This is a genomic window from Streptomyces sp. NPDC101118, assembly GCF_044759445.1.
Lineage (GTDB): Bacteria > Actinomycetota > Actinomycetes > Streptomycetales > Streptomycetaceae > Streptomyces.
The window spans coordinates 71814-97438 of record NZ_JBIVZG010000011.1; the positions used below are offsets into that span (position 1 = coordinate 71814).

At 74.8% G+C, this 25625-nt stretch carries 23 protein-coding genes; 9 read left to right on the forward strand and 14 right to left on the reverse strand.

From position 1 onward, the window contains the following. The first annotated feature begins 29 nt into the window (after nt 1-29). Nucleotides 30-926, forward strand: coding sequence for a LysR family transcriptional regulator (locus ACIQUQ_RS19200; protein ID WP_403977155.1), 897 nt, complete (start codon nt 30-32; stop codon nt 924-926). 86 nt (nt 927-1012) lie between these two features. Here the strand turns inward: ACIQUQ_RS19200 and ACIQUQ_RS19205 are convergent, their stop codons facing one another. Next, nucleotides 1013-1678, reverse strand: a complete 666-nt coding sequence (locus ACIQUQ_RS19205) for a TetR/AcrR family transcriptional regulator (protein WP_403977157.1) — start codon at nt 1676-1678, stop codon at nt 1013-1015. 112 nt (nt 1679-1790) lie between these two features. Between ACIQUQ_RS19205 and ACIQUQ_RS19210 the strand changes: the two genes are divergently transcribed. Further along, complete coding sequence (locus ACIQUQ_RS19210) at nt 1791-3299, forward strand: FAD-dependent oxidoreductase (protein ID WP_403977159.1); 1509 nt, start codon at nt 1791-1793, stop codon at nt 3297-3299. Between the two features lie 83 nt (nt 3300-3382). Here the strand turns inward: ACIQUQ_RS19210 and ACIQUQ_RS19215 are convergent, their stop codons facing one another. Both ACIQUQ_RS19215 and ACIQUQ_RS19220 read right to left on the reverse strand, forming a co-directional pair. Beyond that, the gene (locus ACIQUQ_RS19215; RefSeq protein WP_403977161.1) at nt 3383-5563 is read right to left on the reverse strand and encodes a putative bifunctional diguanylate cyclase/phosphodiesterase; all 2181 of its coding nucleotides are present in this window, start codon (nt 5561-5563) and stop codon (nt 3383-3385) included. After that, a complete protein-coding gene (locus ACIQUQ_RS19220) occupies nt 5560-6372 on the reverse strand; it encodes an SAM-dependent methyltransferase (RefSeq protein ID WP_403977163.1) in 813 nt (270 codons plus the stop codon). Before ACIQUQ_RS19220 ends, ACIQUQ_RS19215 begins: the two co-directional genes overlap by 4 nt. An 875-nt stretch (nt 6373-7247) precedes the next feature. Here ACIQUQ_RS19220 and ACIQUQ_RS19225 point away from each other — a divergent pair. The 3 genes from ACIQUQ_RS19225 to ACIQUQ_RS19235 all read left to right on the forward strand — a co-directional run bounded on the left by ACIQUQ_RS19225 (nt 7248) and on the right by ACIQUQ_RS19235 (nt 8930). After that, complete coding sequence (locus ACIQUQ_RS19225; protein WP_403977165.1) at nt 7248-7373, forward strand: hypothetical protein; 126 nt, start codon at nt 7248-7250, stop codon at nt 7371-7373. 63 nt (nt 7374-7436) lie between these two features. Continuing rightward, a complete protein-coding gene (locus ACIQUQ_RS19230; protein ID WP_403977167.1) occupies nt 7437-8201 on the forward strand; it encodes a hypothetical protein in 765 nt (254 codons plus the stop codon). A 198-nt stretch (nt 8202-8399) separates the two neighbouring features. Beyond that, complete coding sequence (locus ACIQUQ_RS19235) at nt 8400-8930, forward strand: hypothetical protein (protein WP_403977169.1); 531 nt, start codon at nt 8400-8402, stop codon at nt 8928-8930. Nucleotides 8931-9044: 114 nt separating this feature from the next. On the opposite strand, the gene ACIQUQ_RS19240 is transcribed toward ACIQUQ_RS19235, so the two are convergent. After that, entirely contained in the window at nt 9045-9539 is a 495-nt protein-coding gene (locus tag ACIQUQ_RS19240; protein WP_399941860.1) for a hypothetical protein, read from the reverse strand. A 343-nt stretch (nt 9540-9882) separates the two neighbouring features. Between ACIQUQ_RS19240 and ACIQUQ_RS19245 the strand changes: the two genes are divergently transcribed. Beyond that, nucleotides 9883-10545: a class F sortase gene (locus ACIQUQ_RS19245; protein WP_399941858.1), complete on the forward strand. Its 663-nt coding sequence runs from the start codon at nt 9883-9885 to the stop codon at nt 10543-10545. 31 nt (nt 10546-10576) lie between these two features. Here the strand turns inward: ACIQUQ_RS19245 and ACIQUQ_RS19250 are convergent, their stop codons facing one another. From ACIQUQ_RS19250 to lysX, 4 genes are all read right to left on the reverse strand, one after another. Continuing rightward, nucleotides 10577-10990: a hypothetical protein gene (locus tag ACIQUQ_RS19250; protein WP_403977172.1), complete on the reverse strand. Its 414-nt coding sequence runs from the start codon at nt 10988-10990 to the stop codon at nt 10577-10579. Continuing rightward, nucleotides 10987-11547, reverse strand: coding sequence for a GNAT family N-acetyltransferase (locus ACIQUQ_RS19255; RefSeq protein WP_403977174.1), 561 nt, complete (start codon nt 11545-11547; stop codon nt 10987-10989). Before ACIQUQ_RS19255 ends, ACIQUQ_RS19250 begins: the two co-directional genes overlap by 4 nt. 93 nt (nt 11548-11640) lie before the next feature. After that, nucleotides 11641-12540, reverse strand: coding sequence for a polysaccharide deacetylase family protein (locus ACIQUQ_RS19260; RefSeq protein WP_403977176.1), 900 nt, complete (start codon nt 12538-12540; stop codon nt 11641-11643). Nucleotides 12541-12714: 174 nt separating this feature from the next. Then, complete coding sequence (lysX, locus tag ACIQUQ_RS19265) at nt 12715-16020, reverse strand: bifunctional lysylphosphatidylglycerol synthetase/lysine--tRNA ligase LysX (protein WP_403977178.1); 3306 nt, start codon at nt 16018-16020, stop codon at nt 12715-12717. A gap of 124 nt (nt 16021-16144) precedes the next feature. Between lysX and ACIQUQ_RS19270 the strand changes: the two genes are divergently transcribed. Continuing rightward, nucleotides 16145-17392, forward strand: a complete 1248-nt coding sequence (locus ACIQUQ_RS19270; protein ID WP_403977180.1) for an SUKH-4 family immunity protein — start codon at nt 16145-16147, stop codon at nt 17390-17392. 27 nt (nt 17393-17419) lie between these two features. Here the strand turns inward: ACIQUQ_RS19270 and ACIQUQ_RS19275 are convergent, their stop codons facing one another. Next, nucleotides 17420-18571 (reverse strand): CapA family protein, encoded by a 1152-nt coding sequence (locus ACIQUQ_RS19275; RefSeq protein WP_403977182.1) that lies wholly within the window; start codon nt 18569-18571, stop codon nt 17420-17422. Between the two features lie 438 nt (nt 18572-19009). On the opposite strand from ACIQUQ_RS19275, the gene ACIQUQ_RS19280 reads away from it, so the two are divergent. Continuing rightward, nucleotides 19010-19543 (forward strand): sigma-70 family RNA polymerase sigma factor, encoded by a 534-nt coding sequence (locus ACIQUQ_RS19280; protein ID WP_403977184.1) that lies wholly within the window; start codon nt 19010-19012, stop codon nt 19541-19543. A 181-nt stretch (nt 19544-19724) separates the two neighbouring features. After that, nucleotides 19725-20225 (forward strand): hypothetical protein, encoded by a 501-nt coding sequence (locus ACIQUQ_RS19285; RefSeq protein ID WP_403977186.1) that lies wholly within the window; start codon nt 19725-19727, stop codon nt 20223-20225. A gap of 71 nt (nt 20226-20296) precedes the next feature. Here ACIQUQ_RS19285 and ACIQUQ_RS19290 read toward each other — a convergent pair whose 3' ends face one another. From ACIQUQ_RS19290 to ACIQUQ_RS19310, 5 genes are all read right to left on the reverse strand, one after another. Continuing rightward, nucleotides 20297-21523 (reverse strand): histidine kinase, encoded by a 1227-nt coding sequence (locus ACIQUQ_RS19290; RefSeq protein WP_403977188.1) that lies wholly within the window; start codon nt 21521-21523, stop codon nt 20297-20299. Further along, nucleotides 21520-23274 (reverse strand): cation acetate symporter, encoded by a 1755-nt coding sequence (locus tag ACIQUQ_RS19295; RefSeq protein ID WP_403977190.1) that lies wholly within the window; start codon nt 23272-23274, stop codon nt 21520-21522. The genes ACIQUQ_RS19290 and ACIQUQ_RS19295 overlap by 4 nt, the downstream gene beginning before the upstream one ends. Next, complete coding sequence (locus ACIQUQ_RS19300) at nt 23271-23630, reverse strand: hypothetical protein (RefSeq protein WP_403977416.1); 360 nt, start codon at nt 23628-23630, stop codon at nt 23271-23273. The genes ACIQUQ_RS19295 and ACIQUQ_RS19300 overlap by 4 nt, the downstream gene beginning before the upstream one ends. Nucleotides 23631-23825: 195 nt before the next feature. After that, nucleotides 23826-24644: a LytR/AlgR family response regulator transcription factor gene (locus tag ACIQUQ_RS19305; protein WP_403977192.1), complete on the reverse strand. Its 819-nt coding sequence runs from the start codon at nt 24642-24644 to the stop codon at nt 23826-23828. Nucleotides 24645-24663: 19 nt separating this feature from the next. Then, nucleotides 24664-25524, reverse strand: a complete 861-nt coding sequence (locus ACIQUQ_RS19310; protein ID WP_403977194.1) for an Fpg/Nei family DNA glycosylase — start codon at nt 25522-25524, stop codon at nt 24664-24666. Nucleotides 25525-25625 lie beyond the last annotated feature (101 nt).

Genomic DNA, 25625 nt, shown 5'->3' on the forward strand with positions numbered 1-25625 from the left:
GCTGGCTATCGCGGGCTAATCTGGTCTTTATGCAGTTCCAGCAGTTGGTGTATTTCGTGGCCGTGGCGGAGACCCGGCACTTCACGCGGGCCGCCGAGCGGGTGCACGTGGCGCAGCCGTCGCTCTCGCAGCAGATCAAGGCGCTCGAACACGAGCTGGGGGCGGAGCTGTTCAGCCGGGCGCGGGGGAACATCACGCTGACGGACGCGGGTGAGGCGCTGCTGCCGCTGGCGCGGCGGATCCTGGCGGACGCGGAGACGGCCCGGGTGGAGGTGCAGGAGCTGGCGCAGCTGCGGCGGGGGCGGATCCGGCTGGGGGCGACGCCGAGTCTGTGCACGGGGCTGCTGCCGGACGTGCTGCGGTCCTTTCACGACGCGCACCCGGGGATCGAGCTGCTGATCGAGGAGGGCGGTTCGCACGACCTGGTGCGGGAGCTGGCGCGCGGTGCGCTGGACTTGGCGCTGATCGCGCTGCCGCTGCCGCCGTCGGCTCCGTCGTTGCGGACGGTGGAGCTGCTGACGGAGGACCTGGTGGTGGTGTCGGCGGAGTCGGCGCCGCCGCCGGGCGGCGGGGGTGAGCTGACGGTGGCGGACCTGCGGGCGGAGCCGATGGTGATGTTCCGGCACGGCTACGACCTGCGGGAGCTGACGGTGGCGGCGTGCCGGGCGGAGGGGTTCGAGCCGTCGTTCACGGTGGAGGGCGGCGAGATGGACGCGGTGCTGGGCTTCGTGCGGGCGGGGCTCGGGCTGGCGGTGGTGCCGGCGATGGTGGCGGACCGGGCGGGTCCGGGGCTGCGGACCACGCGGCTGGCCGGCTCGCCGCTGCGCCGGACCATCGCGCTGGCGCACCGTACGGACGTCGCGCCGCCCCGGGCCGCCCGGGAGCTGCGGCGGGTGCTGCTGGCGGGCCGGCAGCGGGGGGCCTGAGGCGGGGCGGGGCAGGGCTCGGCGGGGGTGCCGGGGTCAGGCCTGGGCCGGGGCGCCGGGGTCAGGCCTCGGCGGGGGTGTCGAGGTCAGGGCTCGGCGGGGGTGTCGAGGCCGGTGGCGAGCATGGTGAACGCGCGGTCGGCGTCGGCGGCGGCCCGGGCGTGGGCCTCGTCGGCGGTGCTGCCGGCGTCGAGGCGGCGGAAGTTCTCGTGGCCGAGTTCGTGGCGGACGGTCACGAGGTGGAGGGCGGCCAGGCGGGCGGCGAGGGGGGTGTCGTACTCCGGCGCCAGGGCCTCGGCGAGGAGTTCGACCTCGCGCTCGGTGTAGTGGGTGAGGCGGGCGGCGAGTCCGGGCGAGGAGTAGAGCAGCCGCTGGAAGGCGAGGACGCCCGGGTGGTCGCAGAGGCCGGTGATGGGGTCGCGGTCGGCGAGCGCGGTGAGGAACTGCTCGTGGAGGGCGCGGACCGGGGTGGTGCCGGCGGGTCGGTCGCGCACGATGCGGGCGGCCTCGTCCTGGTGGTCCGCGAAGCGGTCGAGGAGGAGGTCCTCCTTGGTCGGGAAGTAGCGGAACAGGGTGGGCTTGGAGACCTCGGCGGCGGCGGCCACCTCGGCGACGGACACGTCGTCGAAGCCTCGCTCCAGGAAGAGCTCCAGGGCGGTGGCGGCGAGGTGGTCGCGGGTGCGCTGCTTCTTGGTCTCGCGCAGGCCGGGTTCGGGGGCGGTGCGGTGCGCGTTCTGCTGCGGGTTCTCCATGCGCGCAAGCCTAGCAGAGATTCCATTACCCGGTAATTTTCGTTACCCGGTTGCATTTTCACGGCGGAGGCGCTTTCCTGGAGACACCGAACGATGCGAGGGGGGAAGCGAGATGACCGACGTACTCGTCGTGGGCGCGGGGCCCACGGGACTGACCCTGGCCTGCGACCTGGCCAGGCGCGGGATGGACGTGCGCGTGATCGACGGCCGGGACGCGCCGCACGCCGAATCGCGCGGCAAGACCCTGCACCCGAGGAGCCTGGAGATCCTGGCCGACCTGGGCGTGGACCGGGAGGTGCTCGCCCGCGGCGCCGCGCACCAGGTGTTCCGCAAGTACTTCGACGGCGTGCCGGTGGAGGACACTGATCCCTTCGCGCCGGGGACCCGCCCCGGGCACCGGCCGGGGGCCCGCTTCGACGGCGCGGTGTTCGCGGCCCAGTGGCGGATCGAGGAGGTGCTGCGCCGCCGGCTCGAAGGGCTCGGCACCGCGGTGGAGTTCGGCGCGCGGCTGGCCGGGCTCGGTCAGGACGAGGACGGCGTGCGGGCGGTGCTGGCCGACGGGCGTGAGCTCCGGGCGGGGTACGCGGTGGGCTGCGACGGCGGGCACAGCACGGTGCGCCGCGAACTCGGGGTGCCCTTCGAGGGCCACTCGGCCGGGGCCGAGGCCATGATCTGCGGGGACGTGGAGGCGCCGGGGCTGAGCCGGGACGTCTGGCACCAGTGGTTCACCGCGGACGGGGCGGTGCTCATGTGGCCCGTCCCGGGCACCGCCTCCTTCCAGATACAGACGACCCCGGAGCCCGGGCCGGACGGGGAGGCGCTGCCGCCCTCGCTGGAGGCCTTCCAGCGGCAGTTCGACCGGCACGCCCGGGTCCCCGGGATACGGCTCCGCGGGGCGAGCTGGCTGTCGTCGTGGCGGGTCAACGTCCGGATGGCGCGCCGGTTCCGGGTGGGCCGGGTCTTCCTCGCCGGCGACGCCGCGCACGTCCATCCCATCGCCGGGGGCCTCGGGATGAACACCGGGATCCAGGACGCGTTCAACCTCGGCTGGAAGCTGGCGCTGGCCGTCGGGGGCCGGTGCGGTCAGGTGCTGCTGGACAGCTACGAACAGGAGCGGGGGCCCGTCGCCGCCTGGACCCTGAAGATCACCGACGAGCGGATGGAGCACGTCATGGCGGCCGTCCGCACGCCGGGCACCGGCACCGAGGCGGCCCTGACCGACGAGGTGCCGGCGGGCTACCGCTGGAGCCCACTCGCCCAGGGGACGGGCACGGGCACGGGACGGTCGGTGCCGGGCGATCCGGCGCCCGACATACCGCTGCCCGGCGGGACCTGGCTGTCCGAGGCCCTCGTCGGCGGCGGGTTCACCCTGCTCGGCACAGGCCCCGGCACGGGGCCCGCCCTGGCGGCCGTGGCCGCCGCACACGGCGGTGCGGTGCGGCCGCTCGCCGTCGGCGCCGCCCTCGGCGCCGCGGCGGAGGCGGCCGTCCGCGAGGCCTTCGGCGTGACGGGCGACGCCCTGGTGCTCGTACGCCCGGACCACCACGTGGCCGTGGTCGCCCAGGGTCGGGACCCGGAGCCGGTCCTGCGGTGGCTCGGCGCCCTCCGACCGTCGCCGTGACGGGGGCCGCCACAGCCGGCCGGGCGGGCTGTGGCGGCCGGGCCACCGCGGCGGTGCGGGCCCGCCGCGGCGGGCCGGCCGGGTCAGGTCGCGAACGCGTCCGAGAGGGACAGGGCGTGGATGCGGTCCGGGGCGCCGGGGCGGGCGTAGTACCAGCCCTGGGCGGTGTCGCAGCCGAGTTCGCGGAGCTGCCGGGCCTGCGCCCCGGTCTCGACGCCCTCGACGGTCACGGCGAGCTCCAGGCTGTGCGCGAGCGCGACGATCCCCTCGACGATCTTCACGTCGACCGGGTCCGCGGGCTGCTGCTGCATCCCCTGGGTGAAGGAGCGGTCCAGCTTCAGCACGCTGACGGGGAGCCGGCGCAGGTTGGCCAGGTTCGAGTAGCCGGTGCCGAAGTCGTCGAGCGCGATGTCGACGCCCAGGTCCGCGAGCCGGCGCAGGGGTTCGAGCAGTTCGTCGTCGGCGCCGATCAGGGCGGACTCGGTGACCTCCAGGCACAGGGCGCCCGGCTCCAGGCCCGAGCTCTCCAGGACCTGGAGGGTGTCGGCGACCAGGCCGGGGTGGTGCAGCTGGGTGGGCGAGAGGTTCACGTTGATGCGGAGCGGGCCGCCGGCGGCCCGGCCGCCGTGCTCACGCTGCCAGGTCCGGGCCTGGCGCACGGACTCCTCCAGCACCCAGCGGCCCAGGGGCACGATCAGGCCGGTGCGTTCGGCGAGCGGGATGAACCGGTCCGGGCCCAGGACCCCGTACTGCGGGTGGGACCAGCGCACCAGCGCCTCGGCCCCGTGCACGCTGCCGTCGTGGAGGTGGACCAGCGGCTGGTACTCGATGAAGAACTCGCCGCGCTCCAGGGCGGCGGGCAGGGCCGTGGTCAGCCCGTGCCGGGTGATGGCCCGGGCGTCGGCCTCGGCGTCGGCGAACTCGAAGCGGTTGCCGCCCGCGCCCTTGGCCCGGTACATGGTGATGTCGGCGCTGCGCAGCACCTCGGCGGGGGTGCGCTCGCCCGCCGGTCCTTCGACGATGCCGATGCTGCCCCGCACGGTCAGTTCGCGGCCGTCGAGCCGGATGGGCGCGGAGAGGGCCGTGAGGATGCGGACGGCGAGCTCGGTGACCTCCTGCTCGGTGTCGGGGCCGGTGGTCAGGGCGACGAACTCGTCGCCGCCGAGCCGGGCCACCATCTCGCTGGACGCCGTGGCACACGCCTCGAGGCGGTCGGCCACCTCGACCAGGAGGCGGTCGCCCGCGGAGTGTCCGAGGCTGTCGTTGACGGCCTTGAAGCCGTCGAGGTCGAGGTAGCACAGGCCGAAGCGGCTGCCTTCCTTGGCGGCCAGGGCCTTCTCCAGGCGTTCGAAGAACAGGGTGCGGTTGGGCAGGCCGGTCAGGGCGTCGTGGGTGGCCTCGTAGCGCAGCCGCAGGTTGAGCAGCCGCCGTTCGGTGGTGTCCTCCATCAGGGCCAGCTGGTACTGGGGGCGGCCGTCGGCGTCACGCAGGAGGGAGACGGTGAGGTTGGTCCACAGCACGGTGCCGTCGTGCCGGTAGTAGGGCTTCTCGACGCGGTAGTGCTCGCGTTCGCCCCGCACCAGCTCGCCGTACATCTTCCAGACGTTCGGCGCGTCCTCGGGGTGGCCCCACTCCATGACGTTGCGGCCGCGGACGTGGCCCTCCATGCCGCCGAACATGCGCAGCAGCGCCTCGTTGACCTCCAGGACGTTGCCGTCGAGGTCGGCGATGCCGATGCCGACGGCGGCGCCCTCGAAGACGGCGCGGAAGCGCTGCTCGCTGAGGTGCAGGGCGACCTTGGCGTCGGTGCGGGCGGTCAGCGCGGAGCGGGCGATGGCCTCCTGCTCGCGGAGGGTGCGCTCGCGCAGGGCGCGAGCGAAGCCGGCGGCCAGGGCGTGCTGGAGGCGGGAGCAGCGGGCCCGGTACTCCTCGGCCGGTTCGCTGCCGGCGGACGCGCAGTAGAGCACGAGGTAGGCGTCGACCACGCCGAGCGTGCCCGAGAGCGCCTCGGGGTCGGTGCAGTGGATGGCGACGAGTTCGGCGCCGACGCCCTGGGCGGGGGCGGCGTCGAAGGGCCGGGCGTGCAGGGCCTCGGTGAGGCCCCGGGCCAGGGGGAGGAGACGTTCCTCCAGTTCCGGCCGGGTCAGGGAGGTCGCGGTGACGGGGAAGATGGCCCGGCTCCAGATGGTCGCGAAGCGGCCTATCCGGTCCTCGGGGTCGTCCGGGAGCGCCGAGGATCCCTCCGTCTGGGCGGGAAGTCTCACGCCTTGCGTCCCACGCCGGCGAGGCCCGAGAAGGCGTACGGATCCTCCTGGACGTCGGGGCTGTCCGGGCGCCAGTTCGGCATGGCGACCAGCCCGGGGTCCTCCAGCGCGAAGCCGTCGAAGAAGCCGGCGACCTCCTCGCGGGTGCGCATCACGAGGGGGTTGCGGGCGTCGCGGTAGACCCGCACCGCGCCGTCGGCGGCGTCCGGGGAGGCGGGGATGCCCTCGTGGGAGGCGTGGGTGAGGATCAGGAGGCTGCCGGGGGCCAGGGCGTCGCGCAGGTGGGCGACGGCCGCGTAGGGCTCGTCGGCGTTCTCCAGGAAGTGCAGGACGGCCACGAGGAGCAGGGCGACGGGCCGGTCGAAGTCCAGGAGGGCGGTGGTCTGGGGGCTCGCCAGGATCTCGTGGGGCTTGCGGAGGTCGGCGGCGACGATGTCGGTGCGGGTGTCGCCGGCGAGGACGGCCTGGCTGTGGGCGACGGCGACCGGGTCGTGGTCGACGTAGACCACGCGGGCGTCGGGGCTGGCTCCCTGGGCGACCTCGTGGACGTTGCCGAAGGTGGGGATGCCGGATCCGATGTCGAGGAACTGGGTGATGCCCTCGGCGACGGCGTGGCGGACGGCGCGGCGCATGAATGCGCGGTTCGCCTGCATGATCTTGGGGAGGCCCGGCATGAATTCCATGGCCCGCCGGGCGGTCTGCCTGTCGACCTCGAAATTGTGCGATCCGCCCAGGTAGTAATCGTAGATGCGGGACACGCTCGGCACCGATATGTCGATGCCGGGCGGGGCCCAGTCCGGGCGGTCCATCGAGGTCTCCAAGGCGTAGTCGGTCTGCTGTCCGAGCCGAATCTACTGATCATCCCTCAAGGGAGCGAGTCAAAGCGGAAATTGGCGATCCGTTCTTCGTCACACACCAAAGGCACGTGCCGGACGGGCCACACGGAATGACCGAAACCGACAAATCCCTTTTGGGAAAGAGGGGCTTGCGATCGGATGTCATCGATCTTTGGCTCAAACCCATACGGTGGAAAGTCCGCCCGTTCAGGGGAATCGGAAGGGCTCCCCGCGTGCCGTGACCGCCCGCCGCCCATGCTCCCCGGGTGAGAAGACCACCCGCCAGGCGGTTATGGGCCGCCGCCGTCCTGCTGTGGCTGACCCTCGGATCCGCACCCGCGGTGGCCGATAGCTGCGCCTCCGTGAGCATCGGTCCCGGGGGTTCCCCGGAGGTGGTGGCCGTCGCCGGAGGCGACGGCTCCGGTCACGGCCGCGGGGGCGGGAAGGGGCACGGCAGGGGCCACGGCCGCGGACACGGGAAGGGCCACGGCAAGGGCCACCACTGCGGCTGCGGGCACGGGAAGGGCCACGGCAGGGGCCACGGGCACCCCGGGCGGGGCCGCGGGCACGACTGCGACCCCGAGCCCACGCCCACACCGACTCCCGAGCCCACTCCGAAGCCGACTCCACCGGCACCCAAGCCGACTCCCAGGCCGACGCCGAAGCCGACGCCGCGGCCCACCCCGAAGCCGACGCCCAAGCCCACGCCCCCGGTCCGGCCGGCGCCCCGTCCGGTCACGCCGCCGCCGGTGCACCGGGCCGCCCCGGCGCCGCCCGCACCCCCGCCGCCCGTCCGGCGTACGACCCCGGCGCCCCCTCCCCCGCGGCCGGCCCTCGCGCCGCGCCCCGTGGCCCGCCCGGCCTACCGGGCCCCGGCCCGCAAGCCCCGCGAGCACCACATCTCCGTCCTCACGTTCACCCTGCTCGCCACCGCGCCGGCGGTCCTGGCCATCGCGGCCCTGCGCCCGCGCTGACGCGCGCCCGCCCGCACCGCCGCGCCCGCCCCGCCCGCCCCCTGACCCACCGGGAGTTCCTCCGTGTCGGAATGGCTCGTCCTGAGCATCGCGATGGCCGCGACCTGCGCCGTGGTCCTGTCCATCGCCTTCTTCAACCACCGCCGCATCGGCGAGGACGACGACCCCAGCGAGACGCCGGACGTCATCGAGTACATGACGATGATGATCGGCGTGATCTACGCGATCGTGCTGGGCCTGGCCATCGCCGGGGTCTGGGAGGCCCGCGGCGCGGCCCAGGAGTACGTGCGGCAGGAGGCGCAGGCCCTGCACGAGGTGAGCGTCCGCGCCGAGGTGTACCCGCCGGCGGTCCGCGCCCGCATCCGGGCCGACGTGGACGCGTACGTCCGGTACGTCGTCACCACCGAGTGGCGGCACATGGCCGAGCAGGGCTCGGTCACCGACCGGGGGACGGAGCTGCTGGCGAAGGTGCGGCGCGACGTGACCGACTACGAGCCGAAGACCGACCACGAGGGGCAGGCCTACCAGCCGCTGGTGGACCAGGTCGGGGCGGCCGACGACGCGCGCAGCGGCCGGGCCGACAGCGCCGAGGCCACCATGCCGGGCGTGGTGTGGTTCGGCCTGATCGCCGGCGCCGTGGTGACCGTGGGCCTGATCTTCACGCTGCAGATCCGCAAGTCCTTCCGCGAGATGCTGCTGGCCGGCCTGTTCAGCGCGCTGATCGCCTTCCTGCTCTTCCTCATCTGGGACTTCGACGCGCCCTTCAGCCGGGGCATCTCGGCGACGGCCGAGCCCTTCCTCCGGCAGTTCCCGCACCTGGACGGCTGATCACGGGGGGCGGCGGCACCCGGCCGGTGCGGGTGCCACGCCGCCGGCGTCCCCCGAACGGCCGCCAGACATGCCCCATTCGCCCGATTCTGATCGCGGGTCACCGGGGCCGCACCTAGCGTGGCGGACATCGAGGCGCACATCCCCCCACATGTGGAAACGGTTCCGCAGATGCTCCTCGGGACCCGGAGGACTGACATGCGTGCGATACGCACCGCTTCCGCCGCACTGCTCGCCACGGCCGCCACCGGAGCCGCCCTCGCGCTCGGGGCCCCTGCCGCCACCGCCGCGGAAGCCCAGCCGATCACCTCGTTCGGCTTCGCCATCACCCCCTCGACCGTCGCGCCGGGCGGCCGCACCACGCTGTCGGTGAGCGGCTGCGACGCGGCCTTCGCGACCGCCTCGTCCGGGGTCTTCGACGCGGTGAGCATTCCGCGCGGCCAGAGCGTGGTCGTCACCGTCGACCGCGACGCCCGCCCGGGCGCGGTGTACTCGGTGACGTTCACCTGCAACAACGAGAACGGCTCGGCCGATCTGACCATCGCCGGCGGCACCGTCCGGCCCACCACCCTGTCCACCGCGGTCTCCCGGGGCGTGCGCGGCGGCCTCGGCGGCAGCGTTTCGGGCATGTCCCCGGGCGAGATCGCCGCGGGTGCCGGGCTGTTCGTGGTGGCCGCGGCGGGTACGGCGTACGTGGTGCGCCGCCGCTCGGGCGCCCGCCGCCACTGACGCCCCCGCCGACGGCCCCCGCGCGGGAGCTCCGTACGCCCGTCGCCCCCGAGTCCAGGCCTGGACTCGGGGGCGACGGGCGGTTCCGCGATCCGACCGGGGAGGTTCGGCCGGTCAGACGCGACCGCGGGTCGCGCGGCGACGGCGCATCAGGTGGATGCCCGCGCCCAGGGCCGCCGTGCCCACGAGGCCGGCGCCGATGGCCGTCTCGGTGGCGGTCGGGCCGAAGGAGCCGCCGAGGCCGCCCTGGGCGCCGCGGCCGTCGAGGACCTGGAACTGGTGGGTGCCGACGAGGCTGCTGCCGTTGCAGCGGACGGAGAGCGTGTGCCGGCCGGGCACGGCGTGGTTGAAGATCCGTACCGTGGCGAAGCCGATCGCCCCCGGCGAGAGGGCGGTCTCGGGAAAGTTGCCGGGCGAGAAGACCGTGCCGCCCTGGTGGCAGCCCGAGGCGCTGACCTGCATGGTCGAGCCCTGGTGCACGGAGAAGGGGTTGACCGTGATGTTCGTGGGCCCGCCGCCGGGAGCACCGCCCGCGGCTGCGATGGGTGTCGCGAGTCCGAGGACGGCGAAGGCCGCGGCGGCCGCCGTCACAGCGCGTGAAGCACGCATGGTGGAACCTCCAGCGGGAAGCGCCCCGGACCGGTGGCCCGGGCTGATCGACGAGAACGCCTCCCATGACGAACCATCACCGGACGCACCATCCGCCGCATTTCGCCCTGGTCCGCCCGACGGAGGCGACACGCCGGGCCGCGGGCGCCCGGATCTGACGGATCCCCAGGTCACGACCCATCAGATGCTTGTCTGACAATTACTCGGATGGACGCACCCCTTCCGGACGGGGGCCACCCGTTCGCACCTTCCTCCTCGCCTTCCCGTCCGACCCGACTTAGCGTGCGGGAAGGAGGGGGAAGAGAACGCGGGAATCCGGATCCCGCGTCGGGAAGGGAGAGCCATGACCGAGGACGAGACCGGGCAGCCGAGGAAGCGGTCCCCCTGGGGCGTCCTGGCGCTGGTCATGCTCACCGGCCTCGCCATGATCAGGAACGGGGCGAACGTGGAGCCGGGCCCGCCGCAGCCCGCCGCGGCCGCCGCCGTGAGCGCCTCCTCCGACAGCGCGGCCACCGCCGCGCCCGTGCCGCCGGCCGACCTGGAGGCGCTGGAGCACTCGACGGTGGAACGGATCCGCATCCCGTCGATCAACGTCGACGCGCCCGTCATGTCGGTCGGCCTCGACGCCGAGGGCTGGATCGACGCCCCGCCCCCGCAGGACCCGAACCTGGCCGGCTGGTACCTCAACGGCATCGCGCCCGGGCAGCGCGGGTCGGCGGTGATCGTGGGCCACGTCGACAACGCCCAGGGCCCCGCGGTCTTCTACGGCCTCGGCTCGGTCCGCAAGGGCAGCCAGATCGAGGTCAGCCGGTACGACGGGCGGACCGCCGTCTTCGAGGTGTACGGCGTGGAGGTGTTCTCGAAGCACGACTTCCCCGGCGCCCGCGTCTACGGGGACACCGGCCACCCCGAGCTCCGGGTGATCACCTGCGGCGGCGGCTACTCGAAGGCCCGGGGCTACGACGGCAACGTGGTCGTCTTCGCGCGCATGGTGGACACCCGCTGAGCCGCGGCGGGCCACCCCCGGACAGGGCCCCCTACGCGTCCTCGTCGGCGTCCTCCGGCGGGCCCTCCTCCAGGCGCCTCAGGTCGTCCTCCGTCGGGACGGGAGGGGTCCAGCCGTGCTCCCGGGCGCGCCGGACGAACTCCTCGTCCAGCGCGACGTGGTAACGCTCCACGTAGTGCGCGAGATCGGAGTACCAGCACCAGGCGCCGTCCGTGAGGACCCGCAGCCCGTCGATGCGCTCGTGCCCGGGGGCGAGGACGTCGTACACGTCCGAGGTGGCGGCGGCCAGTACGGCGCCCGCGCGCAGGTACCGGACGAGCCCGGCCTCGTCGGGCCCCGGCCGGTCGCGCACGGCGTCCCGCAGCGAGGGGCCGCCGGGGTTCCCGTGGTCGAGCTCCCGGTACCCGCCGAGGTACCGGGGGGCCGGGGCGGGCCCGTCGCTCACGCGCGGGGGCCCGACGGGGTGCCGGCGGCCTCCCGTACGCCGAACCACTGCTCGGCCCCGTACTCCTCGAACCGCTCCACCTCGGTGAAGCCCAGCCTCGACGCGAGGCGCATCGCGCGGTCGTTGGCGGTCTGGGTGGTCAGCACCACGGGCTCGCCGGGAAAGGCGCCGGCGAACCAGTCGAGCGCCGCCTCGCACGCCTCCGCGGCGTAGCCGCGTCCCCACGCCCGCGGCAGGAACAGGTAGCCGAGTTCGGCCTCGCCGCCCTCCGGACGCACGCGGCCGGGGCGCTCCGGGTCCCGCCGGTCGAGGGTGACCAGGCCGGCCATCGCCCCGTCGAGTTCGGCGACGAAGAGTCCGAGGCGCTGCCCGGGCACCTCCGGCACCGCGCGTTCCAGTTCTTCGCGGGGCCGGGCGCCGCCGGTGTGGGCGCCGACCTCGGGCGAGGCGAACAGTTCGATGAACGCCGCGCGGTCCCGGGCCGCGGACTCGCGGAGCACGAGCCGCTCGGTCTTCAGCGGGGCGGGCGGCCAGACGCCGGTGCCGTGTTCGGTCATGCCGGGCAACCTACCCCATGCCGACGGCCTCCGGCCGGGACGGAGTTGAAGGGCCGGCCGGGGGTACCGGGCGTGCGGCACCCCCGGCCGGGTTCAGCGGCGCGGCGGGAGCTGCGGCAGCGTCATCTCGAAGCCGCGGTCGAGCAGGCGGGGCAGGTAGGTGCGCAGCGCCGCCACGCTCTGGGCGCGGTTGCCGCCCGCGTCGTGCGAGAGGACGACGACGCCGGGGGCCGCGCCGCGCAGCACCCGGCCGATGATCGTGGCGGTGCCGGGTTCCTTCCAGTCGAGGGTGTCCACGGTCCAGGCGAGCGGCTCCATGCCGAGGTCGGCGCCGATCTCGAAGGCCGCCCGGTTCCAGGCCCCGTACGGCGCGCGGAACCACACGGGGGCCTCCCCGACGGTCTTCTCGACGATCTCGCTGGTGTGGCCGATCTCCCAGGTCAGCCGGGGCCGGCTGAGCTTCGGGATCAGCGGGTGGGTCCAGGTGTGGTTGCCGATGACGTGTCCCTCGTCGGTCATCCGGCGCAGCAGGTCCGGGTGTTCGACGGCCATCTCCCCGCAGACGAAGAACACCGCGCGCGTGTCGTGGCGGCGCAGGGTGTCGAGGATGCCGGGCGTGTACCGGGGGTCGGGCCCGTCGTCGAAGGTGAGGACCATGTTCCGGCCGAGTGCGGGCACGTCGAGCAGCGGGCGGACGCGTACCGGCGGTTTCGCGGGCCGGTGGCGCGGCGGCAGCTCGGCCGTCATCGGGCTGAGCCGGTACGTGGACGGCACCTGGGGCCGTACGGCCTGCGGGGGCCCGGGATTCGGCGGGGCGGCGCCCGGGATCCGCACGGGGGCGGCCGGGGCACCGGCTGCGCCGGCGGGGCCCTGGGTGCCGCCCGGGGAGCCGGCCCGGCCGCCCGTCAGCAGTCCGGCGGCGACGGCGGTTCCGAGGAACACGGCGGTGCGCAGCAGGCCCCGCCGCCCCGGAAGCACTTCATCCGATTTCATTATCAATTGCTCGCACGCCAGACAGCGTGGGGCGTTCATCAACACTGGTCAAGGGGGTGAAAGCACCCTCTTGGCGCACTGGCCGATTGCCGTGCGCCCGGCTGGCCGGTTCCGTACGTCCAGGCGTACGAGCAGCAGGTCCGGGCGTACGAGCGGCGCCTCTCCGGGCGCCGGTCAGCCCCGGCGCACCAGGGGGAAGGGCAGCGTCTCCCGGATCGTGCGTCCCGTGAGGAACATGACGAGGCGGTCCACGCCGATGCCCAGGCCGCCGGTGGGCGGCATGGCGTACTCCAGGGCGTCCAGGAAGTCCTCGTCCAGCTCCATGGCCTCCGGGTCGCCGCCCGCGGCCAGCAGCGACTGCGCGGTCAGCCGCCGCCGCTGCTCCACCGGGTCGGTCAGCTCGGAGTAGGCGGTGCCCAGTTCCGTGCCGAAGGCGACGAGGTCCCAGCGCTCGGCGAGGCGCGGGTCCTTGCGGTGCTGGCGGGTCAGCGGCGAGACGTCGGTCGGGAAGTCCTTGTAGAAGGTGGGGAGTTTCGTCTTCTCCTCCACCAGCCGCTCGTACATCTCCAGCACCACGTCGCCCCGGGTGTCCTCGGGCGTGTGCGGGACGCCGGCGGTGTCGCACAGCCGGCGCAGCGCCGGTTCCGCGGTGTCCGCGTCGACCTCCTCGCCGAGGGCCTCGCTGATCGCCCCGTACACGGTCTTCACCGGCCACAGCCCGGAGATGTCGTGTTCGACGAGCCTGCCGTCGGGCCCCGCCTTGCGGGCGGTCGGCGTGCCGTGGGCGGCCAGGGCCGCGCCCTGGATCAGCTCGCGGGTGAGGTCCAGCATCACGTCGTAGTCCGCGAAGGCCTGGTAGGCCTCCAGCATCGTGAACTCGGGGTTGTGCTTGTAGGAGACGCCCTCGTTGCGGAAGGTGCGGCCCATCTCGAAGACCTTCTCCATGCCGCCCACGCAGAGCCGCTTGAGGTACAGCTCGGGGGCGATGCGCAGGTAGAGGTCGAGGTCGTAGGCGTTGATGTGGGTGGTGAAGGGGCGGGCGTTGGCGCCGCCGTGGATCTGCTGGAGCATCGGGGTCTCGACCTCCAGGTAGCCGCGGTCGAGCAGGCCCTGGCGCAGGGCCTGGACGGCGGCGGACCGGGCCCTGACCACGTCGCGGGCCTCGGGGCTGGCGACCAGGTCGAGGTAGCGGCGGCGCACCCGGGCCTCGGGGTCGGCCAGGCCCTTGCGCTTGTCGGGCAGCGGGCGCAGGCACTTGCCGGTGAGCTGCCAGGAGCGGACCACGACGGACAGCTCGCCGCTGTGGCTGGCGCCCACCTCGCCGGTGGCGACGACGTGGTCGCCGAAGTCGACCGTGCGGGTGAACTCCGCCAGTACGTCGGCGCCGGACCCGTCGCGCGTGAACATCAGCTGGAGGTCCCCCGACCAGTCGCGCAGGCCGGCGAAGACGACGCCGCCGAGGTCGCGTACGACCATCACGCGCCCGGCGACGGTGACCTCCTCGCCCGTCCGCGCGTCCGGCGCCGGGCCGGGGTGGGCGCGGCGGAGCTCCGCGAGGGTGTGGGTGCGCTCGGGGATGCCGACCGGGTACGGGTCGACGCCGGCGGCCTGGAGGCGGGCGAGCTTGAGGTGGCGGACCCGGACCTGCTCGGGCAGGGCGGAACCGGTGCCGGCGTCCGCCGCGCCCTCCTCCGCCAGGCCGAGTGCGTCGATGGGCGGCAGGCCCGCGGTGGTGGCGGGGGCCGCGGCGGCGCCGGCGCCGGGCCGCCCCCGGCCCCGGAGCCTGTGCAGGCTGGGTACGGAGACGAAGCCCTCGGCGATGCCGGAGGCGAGGCTGATGCGCGCGAGGGAGCCGGCGTCCCCGTAGCAGAGGAACCGCGGGTACCACTCCGGCTGGTACTTCACGTTGGACCGGTACAGCGCCTCCAGCTGCCACCAGCGGGAGAAGAACAGCAGCAGCCTGCGCCACAGGCGCAGCACCGGTCCCGCGCCGATCCGGCCGCCCTCCTCGAAGACGGAGCGGAAGACGGCGAAGTTCAGGGAGACGCGGCGCACCCCGAGCTTCGGGGCGTGCGCGCACAGCTCGGCGACCATGAACTCCATGACGCCGTTGGGGGCCTTGCGGTCCCGGCGCATCAGGTCCAGGGAGATGCCGTCCTTGCCCCAGGGGACGAAGGAGAGCAGGGCGATCAGGCCGCCCTCGCCGTCGAAGGCCTCCACGAGCAGGCAGTCGCCGTCCTGCGGGTCGCCGAGGCGGTCGAGGGCCATGGAGAAGCCGCGTTCGGTCTCGGTGTCGCGCCAGCGATCGGCCCGGTCGACGATCCGGCGCATCTCCTCCTCGGTGAGGGCGGAGTGGCGGCGGATCACGGTGGTGCACCCGGCGCGCCGGACCCGGTTGACGGCCTGCCGGGTGACGCGCATGTCCCGGCCGTCGAGGTCGAAGTGGGCGACGTGCAGGATCGCCTCGTCGCCGAGCTGCAGGGCGCCGAGGCCGGAGCGGGCGTACGCGGTGGCGCCCTCCTCGGAGGCGCCCATCACGGCCGGCTGCCAGCCGTGGCGGCGGGCGACGGCCAGCCACTCGTTGACCGCGGCGGTCCAGGCGCCGGGGTCGCCGACCGGGTCGCCGGAGGCCAGGCAGACGCCGGCCTCGACGCGGTAGGTGACGGCCGCCTTGCCGTTGGGGGCGAAGACCACGGCCTTGTCGCGCCTGGTGGCGAAGTAGCCGAGCGAGTCGTTGCGGCCGTACGCGCCCAGCAGCGCCCGGATGCGCGGCTCCTCGTCCCCGTGCAGCGCGGCCTCCAGGCGCTGGGAGCGGAAGAGCGTGGCGGCGGCGTTGAGCAGGGCCAGGGCGCCGAACAGGCCGCAGAAGAAGTACACGGGCCGGGGCGGCCGGCCGTCGAACTGGCGGGCGGAGAAGAGGCCGCCGAAGACCTGCTTGGCGGCCCAGTCCAGCCACTGCGAGCGGGGCAGCGTCCCCGGCCAGATGGCGACCAGCGCCCAGCCGAGGAAGACGGCCAGCAGGAGGCCGAGGCCCAGGACGAGCAGGGCCCGCCACACCGCGCCGTGGCGCGAGGCGGCGTAGAACTCGCTGCGGGCGGTGACCAGCAGGACGAGGGCGGCCACGGCGGCGATGATCGACGGGACCGAGTACCAGTACCAGCCCTCGGCGAGGAAGGCGGCGTCGCTGAGGACCAGCAGGGTCAGGTAGCCGACGACGACCCACCAGGCCACCTTCTTGCGGCTGCCGAGTGCGGCGGCGAGCAGGAAGAGGAAGACGGCGTAGGCCAGGTTGGCGCTGACCGGGACCAGGACGGCGTCGAGGAAGTCCACGACGGGCCGCAGGACGCGCCGGAGCACCGGGGAGAGGGCCAGCAGCACGCAGAGCAGTCCGATGGTGCCGAAGAAGGCTCCGAAGGCGTCCGGCACCCGGTTCAGGAAGCGGTTCCTGGTGCCCTGCGTCTGCTCCACCGTGACACTCATGATTCGCACTGTAGGCAGGGGCGCGGGTTGGCGCGCGGCGGAGGAACCGGGCCCCGGGGGCCCTCGGAGGCCCGGCCCGCACCGCGCGGGCGGTGCTGTCGGCGGGCCCTGGCAGCATGTCCGCATGACCCGCGATGATCCCGACACGCTGTTCGCCTCCCCCGCCGTCCTGCTCGCCGCCGGCCCCGGGGCCCTCCGGGACCTGCCCGCTGCGGGCGGCGGGGCGGGACGCGAGGCCTGCGCCCAGGCCGTCACGGTCCTCGACGGGGCCGCGGTGTCCCGGGCGGAGTTCGCCTCCTGGCTGCACTTCGGCGCGAAGGTGCTGGGCCACGACGCGTACGCCGGCCTGGTCGCCGAGGCCGAGCCGGCCATGCCGTGGCGGACCGTCTGGGCCTGGTGGCGCCCGGTCGGCGCGTACCGGGCCGCACCGAACCTGAGCGGTGACGCCGGCGTCGAGGTGCACGAGGCCTCGGACGGCCGGCTCGTGCTGAGGCTCTGGTCGCAGTGGACGCCGGAGCGCTGGCTCGATCCGGCGACGGGCGAACGCGTTCCCGCGCCCGCCGCCGGCGAGTTCTCCGAGCGGCCCTGTGACGCCGGGGTCGAGGGGGACGTCCTGTTCGGGCCGGACGGCGACGACGACGGCCTGCACCGGCCCGGCACGTGGGAGGCGCCCGTACCCCTGGGCGGCGGCCGGGTGCTGTTCCAGGAGCCGCGCGGCGTCGTGGTCCTGGAGCGCAACGCCGCGGCGGGTACGGGGGCGGCCGGCTCCGCGGCGGTGTCCTGGGGCGGGGGCGGGCCGTGGTTCGCCGGGCCCGCGCCGGGCGAGGCCGCCCTGTCCGCCGCCCGCCTGGAGGAGGCGTTCGACGCGGACGGGATGGTGCTGCTCACCCCCGGACAGCTGCCCGCCGCGCTGACCCACGGGCCCACGCGGCAGCTGGCCGTCACGGCCGGGCTGCCGACCTGGTTCGCCTCCGGCGTCGTCACCTTCACGCTGGCCTGGGCCGGCGGGAAGGCGCACGGGCTGGAGCCCGAGGGGAACGGCCTGCTGCACCTGGGCACCTTCGAGCTGGCGTACGCCGACAGCGGCCGGGTGCTGGTCCATCCCGTGACCGGCGCGGTGTCGATGGTCCGCAACGGGGAGGGGCCGTTCCCCTTCGCCCGGGACACCGAGACCTTCGTGCGGCTGCTGGAGGCGGTGTACCGCTTCATGGGCGCCTGCTGGGACGCGTACCCGGGCGAGGACGGCAGGCGGGACTTCCTGCGCGAGGCCGCCGCCCTCGAACCGCTCGCGGTGGACGGCGAGTCGCCCGCCTCCGAGGTGTGGGAGCACCTGTTCGCGGGCGTCGTCGAGCTCAGCCCGTGGGGGTTCTGACGTGGGGTTCCCTCCGGCCCGGGCCGGTCAGCGGCCCATGACCAGGCCGTCCTTCGCCGCGCCGCGGCTCAGCACCGCCTCACGGATCGCGTCCCGGGCCGTCTCGTAGTCGTCCCGGCCGGGGTCCTTCGCCAGCGCCTCGGGCAGGTTCACCACCTTGCCCGCGTCGAGGTCCATCAGCTGCGGGACGAACTCCGCCCTGGTGACCCGCCACCGCTCCCCCGCCGCCGCCGGGGGCGCGAAGGTGAAGCGGCCGAGGGAGCCGTAGTTGCCCCGGGGGTCGACCTGGTCGGAGTAGTTGATCATCGTGCCGGCGACCTGGTCGCCCATGCCGTAGACGATCCAGGTCCCGTTGACCTTCTCGTAGGCCTGCGGGACGTGGGCGTGGGTGCCGAGGATCAGGTCCACGTCCGGCCGGGTGCCGGTCTTCGACGCGGTCAGGGCCCGGCCCAGGGCCAGCTGCTTCGCGTCCGGTTCGGTCTGCCACTCGGTGCCCCAGTGCAGGCTGACCAGGACCACGTCCGCGCCCGTCTTCCGGGCCGCCCGCGCGTCGGCGACGATCTTCTTCTCCTCCGTCAGGTTCACGGCCCAGGGCTGCCCGTCGGGCATCGGGTAGCCGTTGGTGTCGAAGGTGTACGCCAGGTGCGCGACCTTCGCGCTGCCCGCCCGGTACGTCGTGACCCTGCGGGCCTCCTCGGCGGTGCGGGCCGAGCCGGCGTGCCCCAGGCCCGCCCGGTCGAAGGCCTCCAGGGTGCGGCGCACGCCGTCGGCGCCGTCGTCCAGGGTGTGGTTCGACGCGGTGGAGCAGCCGTCGTAGCCGGCGTCCTTGAGCCCCGCCGCCACCTGCGGCGGCGACTTGAAGGCGGGGTAGCCGGTGAAGGGGCCGCCGTCGGGCCCGTACACGGTCTCCATGTGGCACAGCGCCAGGTCGGCCTTCGCCACCAGCGGCTTGACCAGGGAGAACATCGGCCTGAAGTCGTAGCCCTCGCCGCCCGCGTCGGCCTGGGCGCGCCGGATGACCGAATCGTGCGGCAGGACGTCGCCGCTGGCCACCAGGGTGAAGCCGCGGGCCGCCGGGGAGCCCGCCGTGCTGCCGCCCGCGGAGGGCGACTGCCGGCCGGCGAGTCGGGCCTGCGCCCCGCCCTGTCCCGCGGAACAGCCGGCCGTGCCGGCGGTCACGAGGACGACGGCGAGGGCGGCGGCCGCCCGCCGCGCGGGCGGGCGCGTGCGTCCCGGCGTGCGTCCGCGTGTCCCCCCGGGGGTGGTGTCCTTCGAACCCGAACCTGTCGAACCCGAACCCACACCCGAACCCGAACCCGAACCCGTCGACCCCATAGGACCAGACTCCCATTTGTAGGACTATCGGATGTTCTGAATCTCGAATCCACAGAACCCGCGGCGCGAAGTCAAGGAACGGCGCCGTTCCGGTCACCGGAACGGCCGAACCGCGCGACCGTTCACCGCACCGTTCGGACCGTTCGTCGCACCGGCCGCCCGCCCGGCGGCCCTCCCGGCGCCCTTGGGCGCGCCGCCGCCGCCCGGCGGTTCCCGCGGCCCCACCCGCAGGTCAGGGTGGGTCCATCCGGCCCACTCGGCCGCCCGGGAAGGAGCCCTCCGGTGAGCCACACCGTCACCCTCCGGCGCACTGGCGCCGACGAGCTGGCCGAACTCCAGCGCGAGCACGGCCGGGCCCTGTTCGGGTTCCTGCTGGGCCTGACCCACGGCGACGCCCAGCGCGCCGAGGACCTGGTCCAGGAGACCCTGGTACGGGCCTGGCAGCACCCCGAGGCCTGGCAGAGCGAGCACGCCTCGATGCGGCCCTGGCTGTTCACCGTCGGCCGCCGGCTGGCCATCGACGCCCGCCGCGCCCGCCTGTCCCGCCCCCAGGAGGTGGAGGCCGAGGCACTGGAGCAGCGGCCCGCCCCCGAGGACCGGTACGAGACCTCCCTGACCGCCATCGACGTGCGCCGCGCGGTCCGCACGCTGGGCCCCGAACACCGCGAGGTGCTGGTCCAGGTCTACTTCCGCGACCGTTCCGTCTCGGAGGCCGCACAGGTGCTCGGCATTCCCGCGGGTACCGTCAAGTCCCGTACGTACTACGCCCTGCGGGCCCTGCGGAAGGGCCTGCCGGGGTACGGGCTCGGCGCCTGAGCACCGGGCGCCGCGCCGTCCGTCCAGAATCCGGCCGGAGTCATGAGCAGACTGTGCCCAGGGCGCATCGAATTTGCCATCAGACCGTTCAAGTTGAGTAAACGTCCCCCGCCCGTCCCGCCGCTGCGTGAAGGCTCGGGGCAGACGGCGGCAGGCTCGACACGCGGGAGAAGGTGGAACGGTGCGCCCCGAGGGTGGTAACGGCACCAGTGACGGTGGGATCGCGGTGCCCCTGGCATGGCTCTACGCCGAGTACATCGCGGACGAACTCCTGCGCACGGGACGGCTGATCCCCGTCAGCACCCTGGAGTTCCGGGCCGGCCGCGACACCCTCGCCCTCACCATCTACCTCTCCGACGCGGCCGGCGAGCTGTCCGGCATCCGCGTGGTCTCCCAGCTCGACGAGTGGCTCTCGCTCACCGCGTACGGGCACCCCTGGCGCGACTGGGTGCAGACCCGGTTCCTCCAGCTCGGCGAGGAGGCACGGGACCGCGGCGGCGACGACGCCGACCTGGAACTGGCCCGGGCCGCCTGGCGCTGGCTCGACCGCACCGAGCTGTACGCCACCAACCTGGACCCGGCCCGCCGCGAGGGCGCCGGCCTGGACGAGAGCGTCCGGGTCTGGACCCCCGCCTGGCAGCTCGGACTGCCGCTGGGCCACCTGGCGATGCACCTGTTCTGACCCGCCGCGCACCCCTGCCGGGCGGTACCGGCCGCCCCGAGCCCGGCCGGCGGTACCGGCCGCCCCCGCGCTCACCCGGGCGGTACGGCCGCCCCCGCGCCGGGGTGCACCCCCGCCCGGTACTTCGGCACCCGGACGGTCACCTTCATGCCCGCGCCCACCCCGGTCTCGATCACCAGCCCGTACGCGTCGCCGTACACCTGCCGCAGCCGCTCGTCCACGTTGCGCAGCCCGATCCCGGACGGGGCGGGCCCCTCGCCCGCGAGCAGCGCCCGCAACGCCGCCGGGTCCATACCCACCCCGTTGTCCTCGACGGTCACCACCGCCTCGTCGCCCGCGTCCCGCGCCGCGATCGTGATCCGGCACTCGGCCACCGAGGTGCCGAGGCCGTGCTTGACGGCGTTCTCGACGAGCGGCTGGAGGCACAGGAACGGCAGTGCCACCGGCAGGACTTCGGGCGCCACCTGGAGCGTGACGGTCAGCCGGTCACCGAACCGGGCACCGGCCAGCGCCAGGTACTGCTCGATGGAGCGCAGTTCGTCGGCGAGCTGGGTGAAGTCGCCGTGCCGGCGGAAGGAGTAGCGGGTGAAGTCGGCGAACTCCAGCAGCAGTTCACGGGCACGCTCCGGGTCGGTGCGGACGAACGAGGCGATGGCGGCCAGGGAGTTGAAGATGAAGTGCGGGGAGATCTGGGCGCGCAGGGCCCGTATCTCCGCCTCGATCAGCCGGGTCCTGGACAGGTCCAGCTCGGCCAGTTCCAGCTGTACGGACACCCAGCGGGCCACCTCGGTCGCGGCCCGCACCAGCACCGCCGACTCGCGCGAACCGTAGGCCACCAGCGCCCCGAGCACGCCCTCCTCGCCGGTGAGCGGGGCGATCACCGCCCAGCGCAGCGGGCAGCCGGGATCGGCGCAGCCGGTCTCGACGGCGATGCTGCGCCCGGAGTCGAGCGGCGCGGCGACCTTGCCCATCACCACGTCGACGTGGTGCCCGGCGCCCGGCCCGTCCCAGGCCAGCACCGCGTCCCGGTCGGTCAGGCAGAGCGCCTCGGTGCCGAGCAGCGGCCGCAGGCGCCGCACCGCCTTCCGCGCGGTGTCCTCGGTGAGCCCGCCGCGCAGCGGGGGCGCGGCCAGCGAGGCGGTGTGCAGGGTGTGGAAGGTGGCCCGCTCGACCGGGGTGCCCAGGTCCAGCGAGCCGCGGCGGTCGCCGCGCACCGCCCACCAGCGGCCGAGTACCGCCCCCGCGGCGAGCAGGGCGAGGCCCCCGAGGACCAGCCCGGCCAGCACCTCGCCCGTCATCGCAGCCCCTCCGGGAGGTGCAGCCGGGTCAGGGTGGCCGCCGCCCCGGCCGGCACCCGGTCCCGGGTGGCCAGGGAGACGGCCACCATCGTCAGGAAGCCCAGCGGCACCGACCAGACGGCCGGCCAGGCCAGCAGCGTGTGCGCCCAGCCCCCGCCGGGCACCCCGGCCCGGGTCGCCAGCACGGCCGTCAGCGCCGCCCCGCCGCCGACCAACAGCCCGCTGGCGGCACCGGGCGCGGTCAGCCCACGCCACCAGATGCCCAGCACCAGCAGCGGGCAGAAGGAGGAGGCCGACACGGCGAAGGCCAGCCCCACCGCGTCGGCGACCGGCACGTTCACCACGAACCGGCTGACCAGCAGCGGCACCGCCATGGCCACGACCGTCCCGAGCCGGAAGGCCCGCACCCCGGATCCGGGGGGCCGCAGGCCCGCGGCGGCCCGGCGCCGGAACCGGAGCCGGCGGGGCAGCGCGTCCTTCGTGAGCACGCCGGCCACCGCCATGGTCAGGCCGGACGCGGTGGACAGGAAGGCGGCGAAGGCACCGCCGGCGAGGAGGGCGCCCAGCAGGTCCCCGGCCACGCCGCCGACCATCCGCTCGGGCAGCACCAGCAGGGCGGCGTCGGCGCTGCCGGACAGGGCGAGTTCGGGGGCGTAGATGCGGCCGAGCGCGCCGTAGACGGGCGGCAGCAGGTAGAAGGTGCCGATCAGGCCGAGCACCACGAGGGTGGTGCGGCGGGCGGCGGTGCCGTGGGGGCTGGTGTAGAAGCGGACCGCCACGTGCGGCAGGCCCATGGTGCCGAGGAAGGTCGCGAGGATCAGCCCGTAGGTGGCGTAGAGCGGGTGCTCCTCGCGGCTGCCCGAGAGCGGCTGCGACCACTGCGTGCCGGTGGTCCCCGAGGGGGCCGCACGCTCGGGGACGCGCGCCCCCTCGGGGAATTCCAGGACGGTGCCGGCCTCGACGCGGTGGGGGCCGGCGGCCAGGTCCACGGGCCGGCCGCGGTGGTCCCGGCCGTCGACGCGGCCGGTGACGGTCACCGTGAGCGGCGCGGCGAGGTCCAGCCGTACCGTGTCGGCCACGCGTACGGCCGACTGCTCGCGGAAGTGGGGCGGTTCGGCGAACCGGGCTCGTGGGGCGCCGTCCCCCGCCCACGCGGCCAGCAGGAAGAAGGCGGGCACCAGCAGGGCGGTCAGCTTCAGCCAGTACTGGAAGGCCTGGACGAAGGTGATGCTGCGCATGCCGCCGGCCGCGACCGCTCCGGTGACCACCACGCCGACGACGAGTGCGCCGACCCAGTCGGGGGCGCCGGTCAGGATGTGCAGGGTCAGGCCGGCGCCCTGGAGCTGCGGGAGCAGGTAGAGCCAGCCGATGCCCACGACGAACAGGCCGGCCAGCCGGCGGACGGCGGCGGACTCGAGGCGCGCCTCGGCGAAGTCGGCCAGGGTGTAGGCGCCGGAGCGGCGGAGCGGGGCGGCGACCAGCACCAGCAGCACGAGGTAGCCGGCGGTGTATCCGACGGGGTACCAGAGCATCTCCGGCCCCTGGAGCAGGACCAGGCCGGCGATGCCGAGGAAGGAGGCGGCGGAGAGGTACTCGCCGCTGATGGCGGCGGCGTTGAGGCGGGGGCCGACGGTGCGCGAGGCGACGTAGAAGTCGGAGGTGGTCCGGGAGATGCGTAGCCCGAGGCCGCCGATGAGGAGGGTGCCGAGGACCACGGCGGTGACGGCGGCGACGGCGTGGGCCTGGTTCACGGGCGGCCCTCGTTCCGGTCGGCCGGGTCGGTGACCAGGGTGGTGAAGTCGCGTTCGTTTCGCTCGGCGCGGCGTACGTACCAGCGGGCGGTCAGCCACATCACCGGGTGCACGGCGACCCCGAGCACGGCCCAGACCAGCGGGGCGGGCGCGGTGCCGCTGGAGGTGTGCGGGAGGGCGAACAGCAGCGGGAGGCCGCCGACGAGGAGGACGAGGGCGGCCAGGGCCGCGAGCGCGGTGCGGAGCTGGCTGCGCATCAGGGCCCGTACGTAGGTGGCGCCGAGGGAGGTCTGTTCGGTGATCTCGGAGCGGGCCGGGGTGGGCACGGGGGCCCGGCGGCGGGCGGGCAGGGGCACGCCGGTGACGGTCTCGCGGCGCGGTACGGGGGCTTCGCCGCGCGGGGCGGGGGCTCCGGCGTCCGGTACGGGCGCCTCGCCGCGCGGGGCGGGGGCTCCGGGGTGCGGCGCGGGGGCTCCGGCGTGCGGCGCGTGCGGGGCGGGGTGGTCCCCGCACGGGACCGGGGGCCGGTCCGGGCTGTCGGCGGCCACCGGTCAGCCCCGCGCCCGGCGCAGCAGGAGGTCCCGCAGTTCGCGGGCGTGGCGGCGGCTGACGGCCAGTTCCGCGGCTCCGACGCGGACGGTGGTGGCCCCGGCGTCCACCCGCAGTTCGTCGATGCGGGCCAGGGCGACCAGGTGGCGGCGGTGGATGCGCACGAAGCCGCGGGCGGCCCAGCGCTCCTCCAGGGTGGACAGCGGGATGCGGACGAGATGGCTGCCGGCGGCGGTGTGCAGGCGGGCGTAGTCGCCCTGCGCCTCCGCGTACGCGATGTCGTCGACCGGCACGAAGCGGGTGACGCCCCCGAGTTCGACGGCTATCTGCCCGTCGGCCGGCGGCTGGGCGGGGATCCTGGCGGCCCCGGGGGCCGGCGGACCGGCCGGCTCGGCGGCGGTGCCGGGGCCCGGGGCCTGCCGGGCGTGCTGGACGTGCTGGTCGCAGACCCGCCGTACCGCTTCCGCGAGGCGTTCGCGGCGTACCGGCTTGAGCACGTAGTCCACCGCCTTGAGGTCGAAGGCCTGGACGGCGAAGCCCTCGTGGGCCGTGACGAACACCAGGTGCGGGGGGCGGGCGAAGCCGGACAGCAGGCGGGCCACGTCCAGGCCGGTGAGCCCGGCCATGTGGATGTCGAGGAAGACCACGTCGATGGCGTCGGGGCTGTCGGGCCCGGCCTCCAGGGCGCGGCCGATCCGCCGGAGGGCCCCGGTCGCGTCGTTGGCGCCCTCGGCACTGCGCACGCGCGGGTCGGCCCGCAGCAGGTACAGCAGTTCCTCAAGGGCGGGTTTCTCGTCGTCGACGGCCAGCGCGCGCAGCATGCCGCGCAGTGTAAACGGCCTATTTCAGCAGGCGGGAGAGGCGTCTGTCGGCCAGCGGCTTCCCGCCGGTCTGGCAGGTGGGGCAGTACTGGAGTGCGGAGTCGGCGAAGGAGACCTCGCGGATGGTGTCCCCGCACACCGGGCAGGCCTCCCCCGCGCGGCCGTGCACGCGCAGTCCGCTCTTCTTCTCCGCCTTGAGCCGTCCGGCGGCGACGCCCCGGGAGCGTTCGACGGCCTCGGCGAGGGTGCTCTCCACGGCCTCGTAGAGGCGGGTCACCTCGTCCTCGCCGAGCTTCGCGGCGAGTTTGAAGGGGGAGGTGCGGGCGGCGTGCAGGATCTCGTCGCTGTACGCGTTTCCGATGCCGGCGATGACGCTCTGGTCGCGCAGGACGCCCTTGATCTGGCGGCGTTCGCCCGTGAGGAGCGCGGCGAACGCGTCCCGGTCGAAGCCCTCGGCGAGCGGGTCGGGGCCGAGGCGGGCGATGCCGGGCACCTCGGCCGGGTCGTGGACCACGTACACGGCGAGGCGCTTCTGGGTGCCGGCCTCGGTGAGGTCGAAGCCGCCGCCGCCCTCCAGGGCGAGGCGCAGCGCGAGGGGTCCCTTGCCCGGTCGGGGCGGGGTGGCGGGCAGGGTGTCCTGCCAGCGCAGCCAGCCGGCCCGGGCGAGGTGGGTGACCAGGTGCAGGTCGCCGAAGGAGAGCGCGAGGAACTTGCCGTGCCGGGCGGTGGGCCCGGCGGTCCGTCCGTGCAGGGCGGTCAGCGGCGGGTCGTACGTCTTGAGCACGCTGACGGCGGCGGGCCAGACGCGCTCGACGACCCGGCCGGCGAGGTGCTCGTCGAGGAAGTCCCTCAGGGCCTCGACCTCCGGCAGTTCCGGCATGTAACCCAGCCTGCCGCACGGAGCCGCGCGCGGCGCGCCGGGGAGCCGCCCGGCCGCGGGGCGAGGGGGCGGCGGGCCGGCGGGCCGGCGGGCCAGTGGCA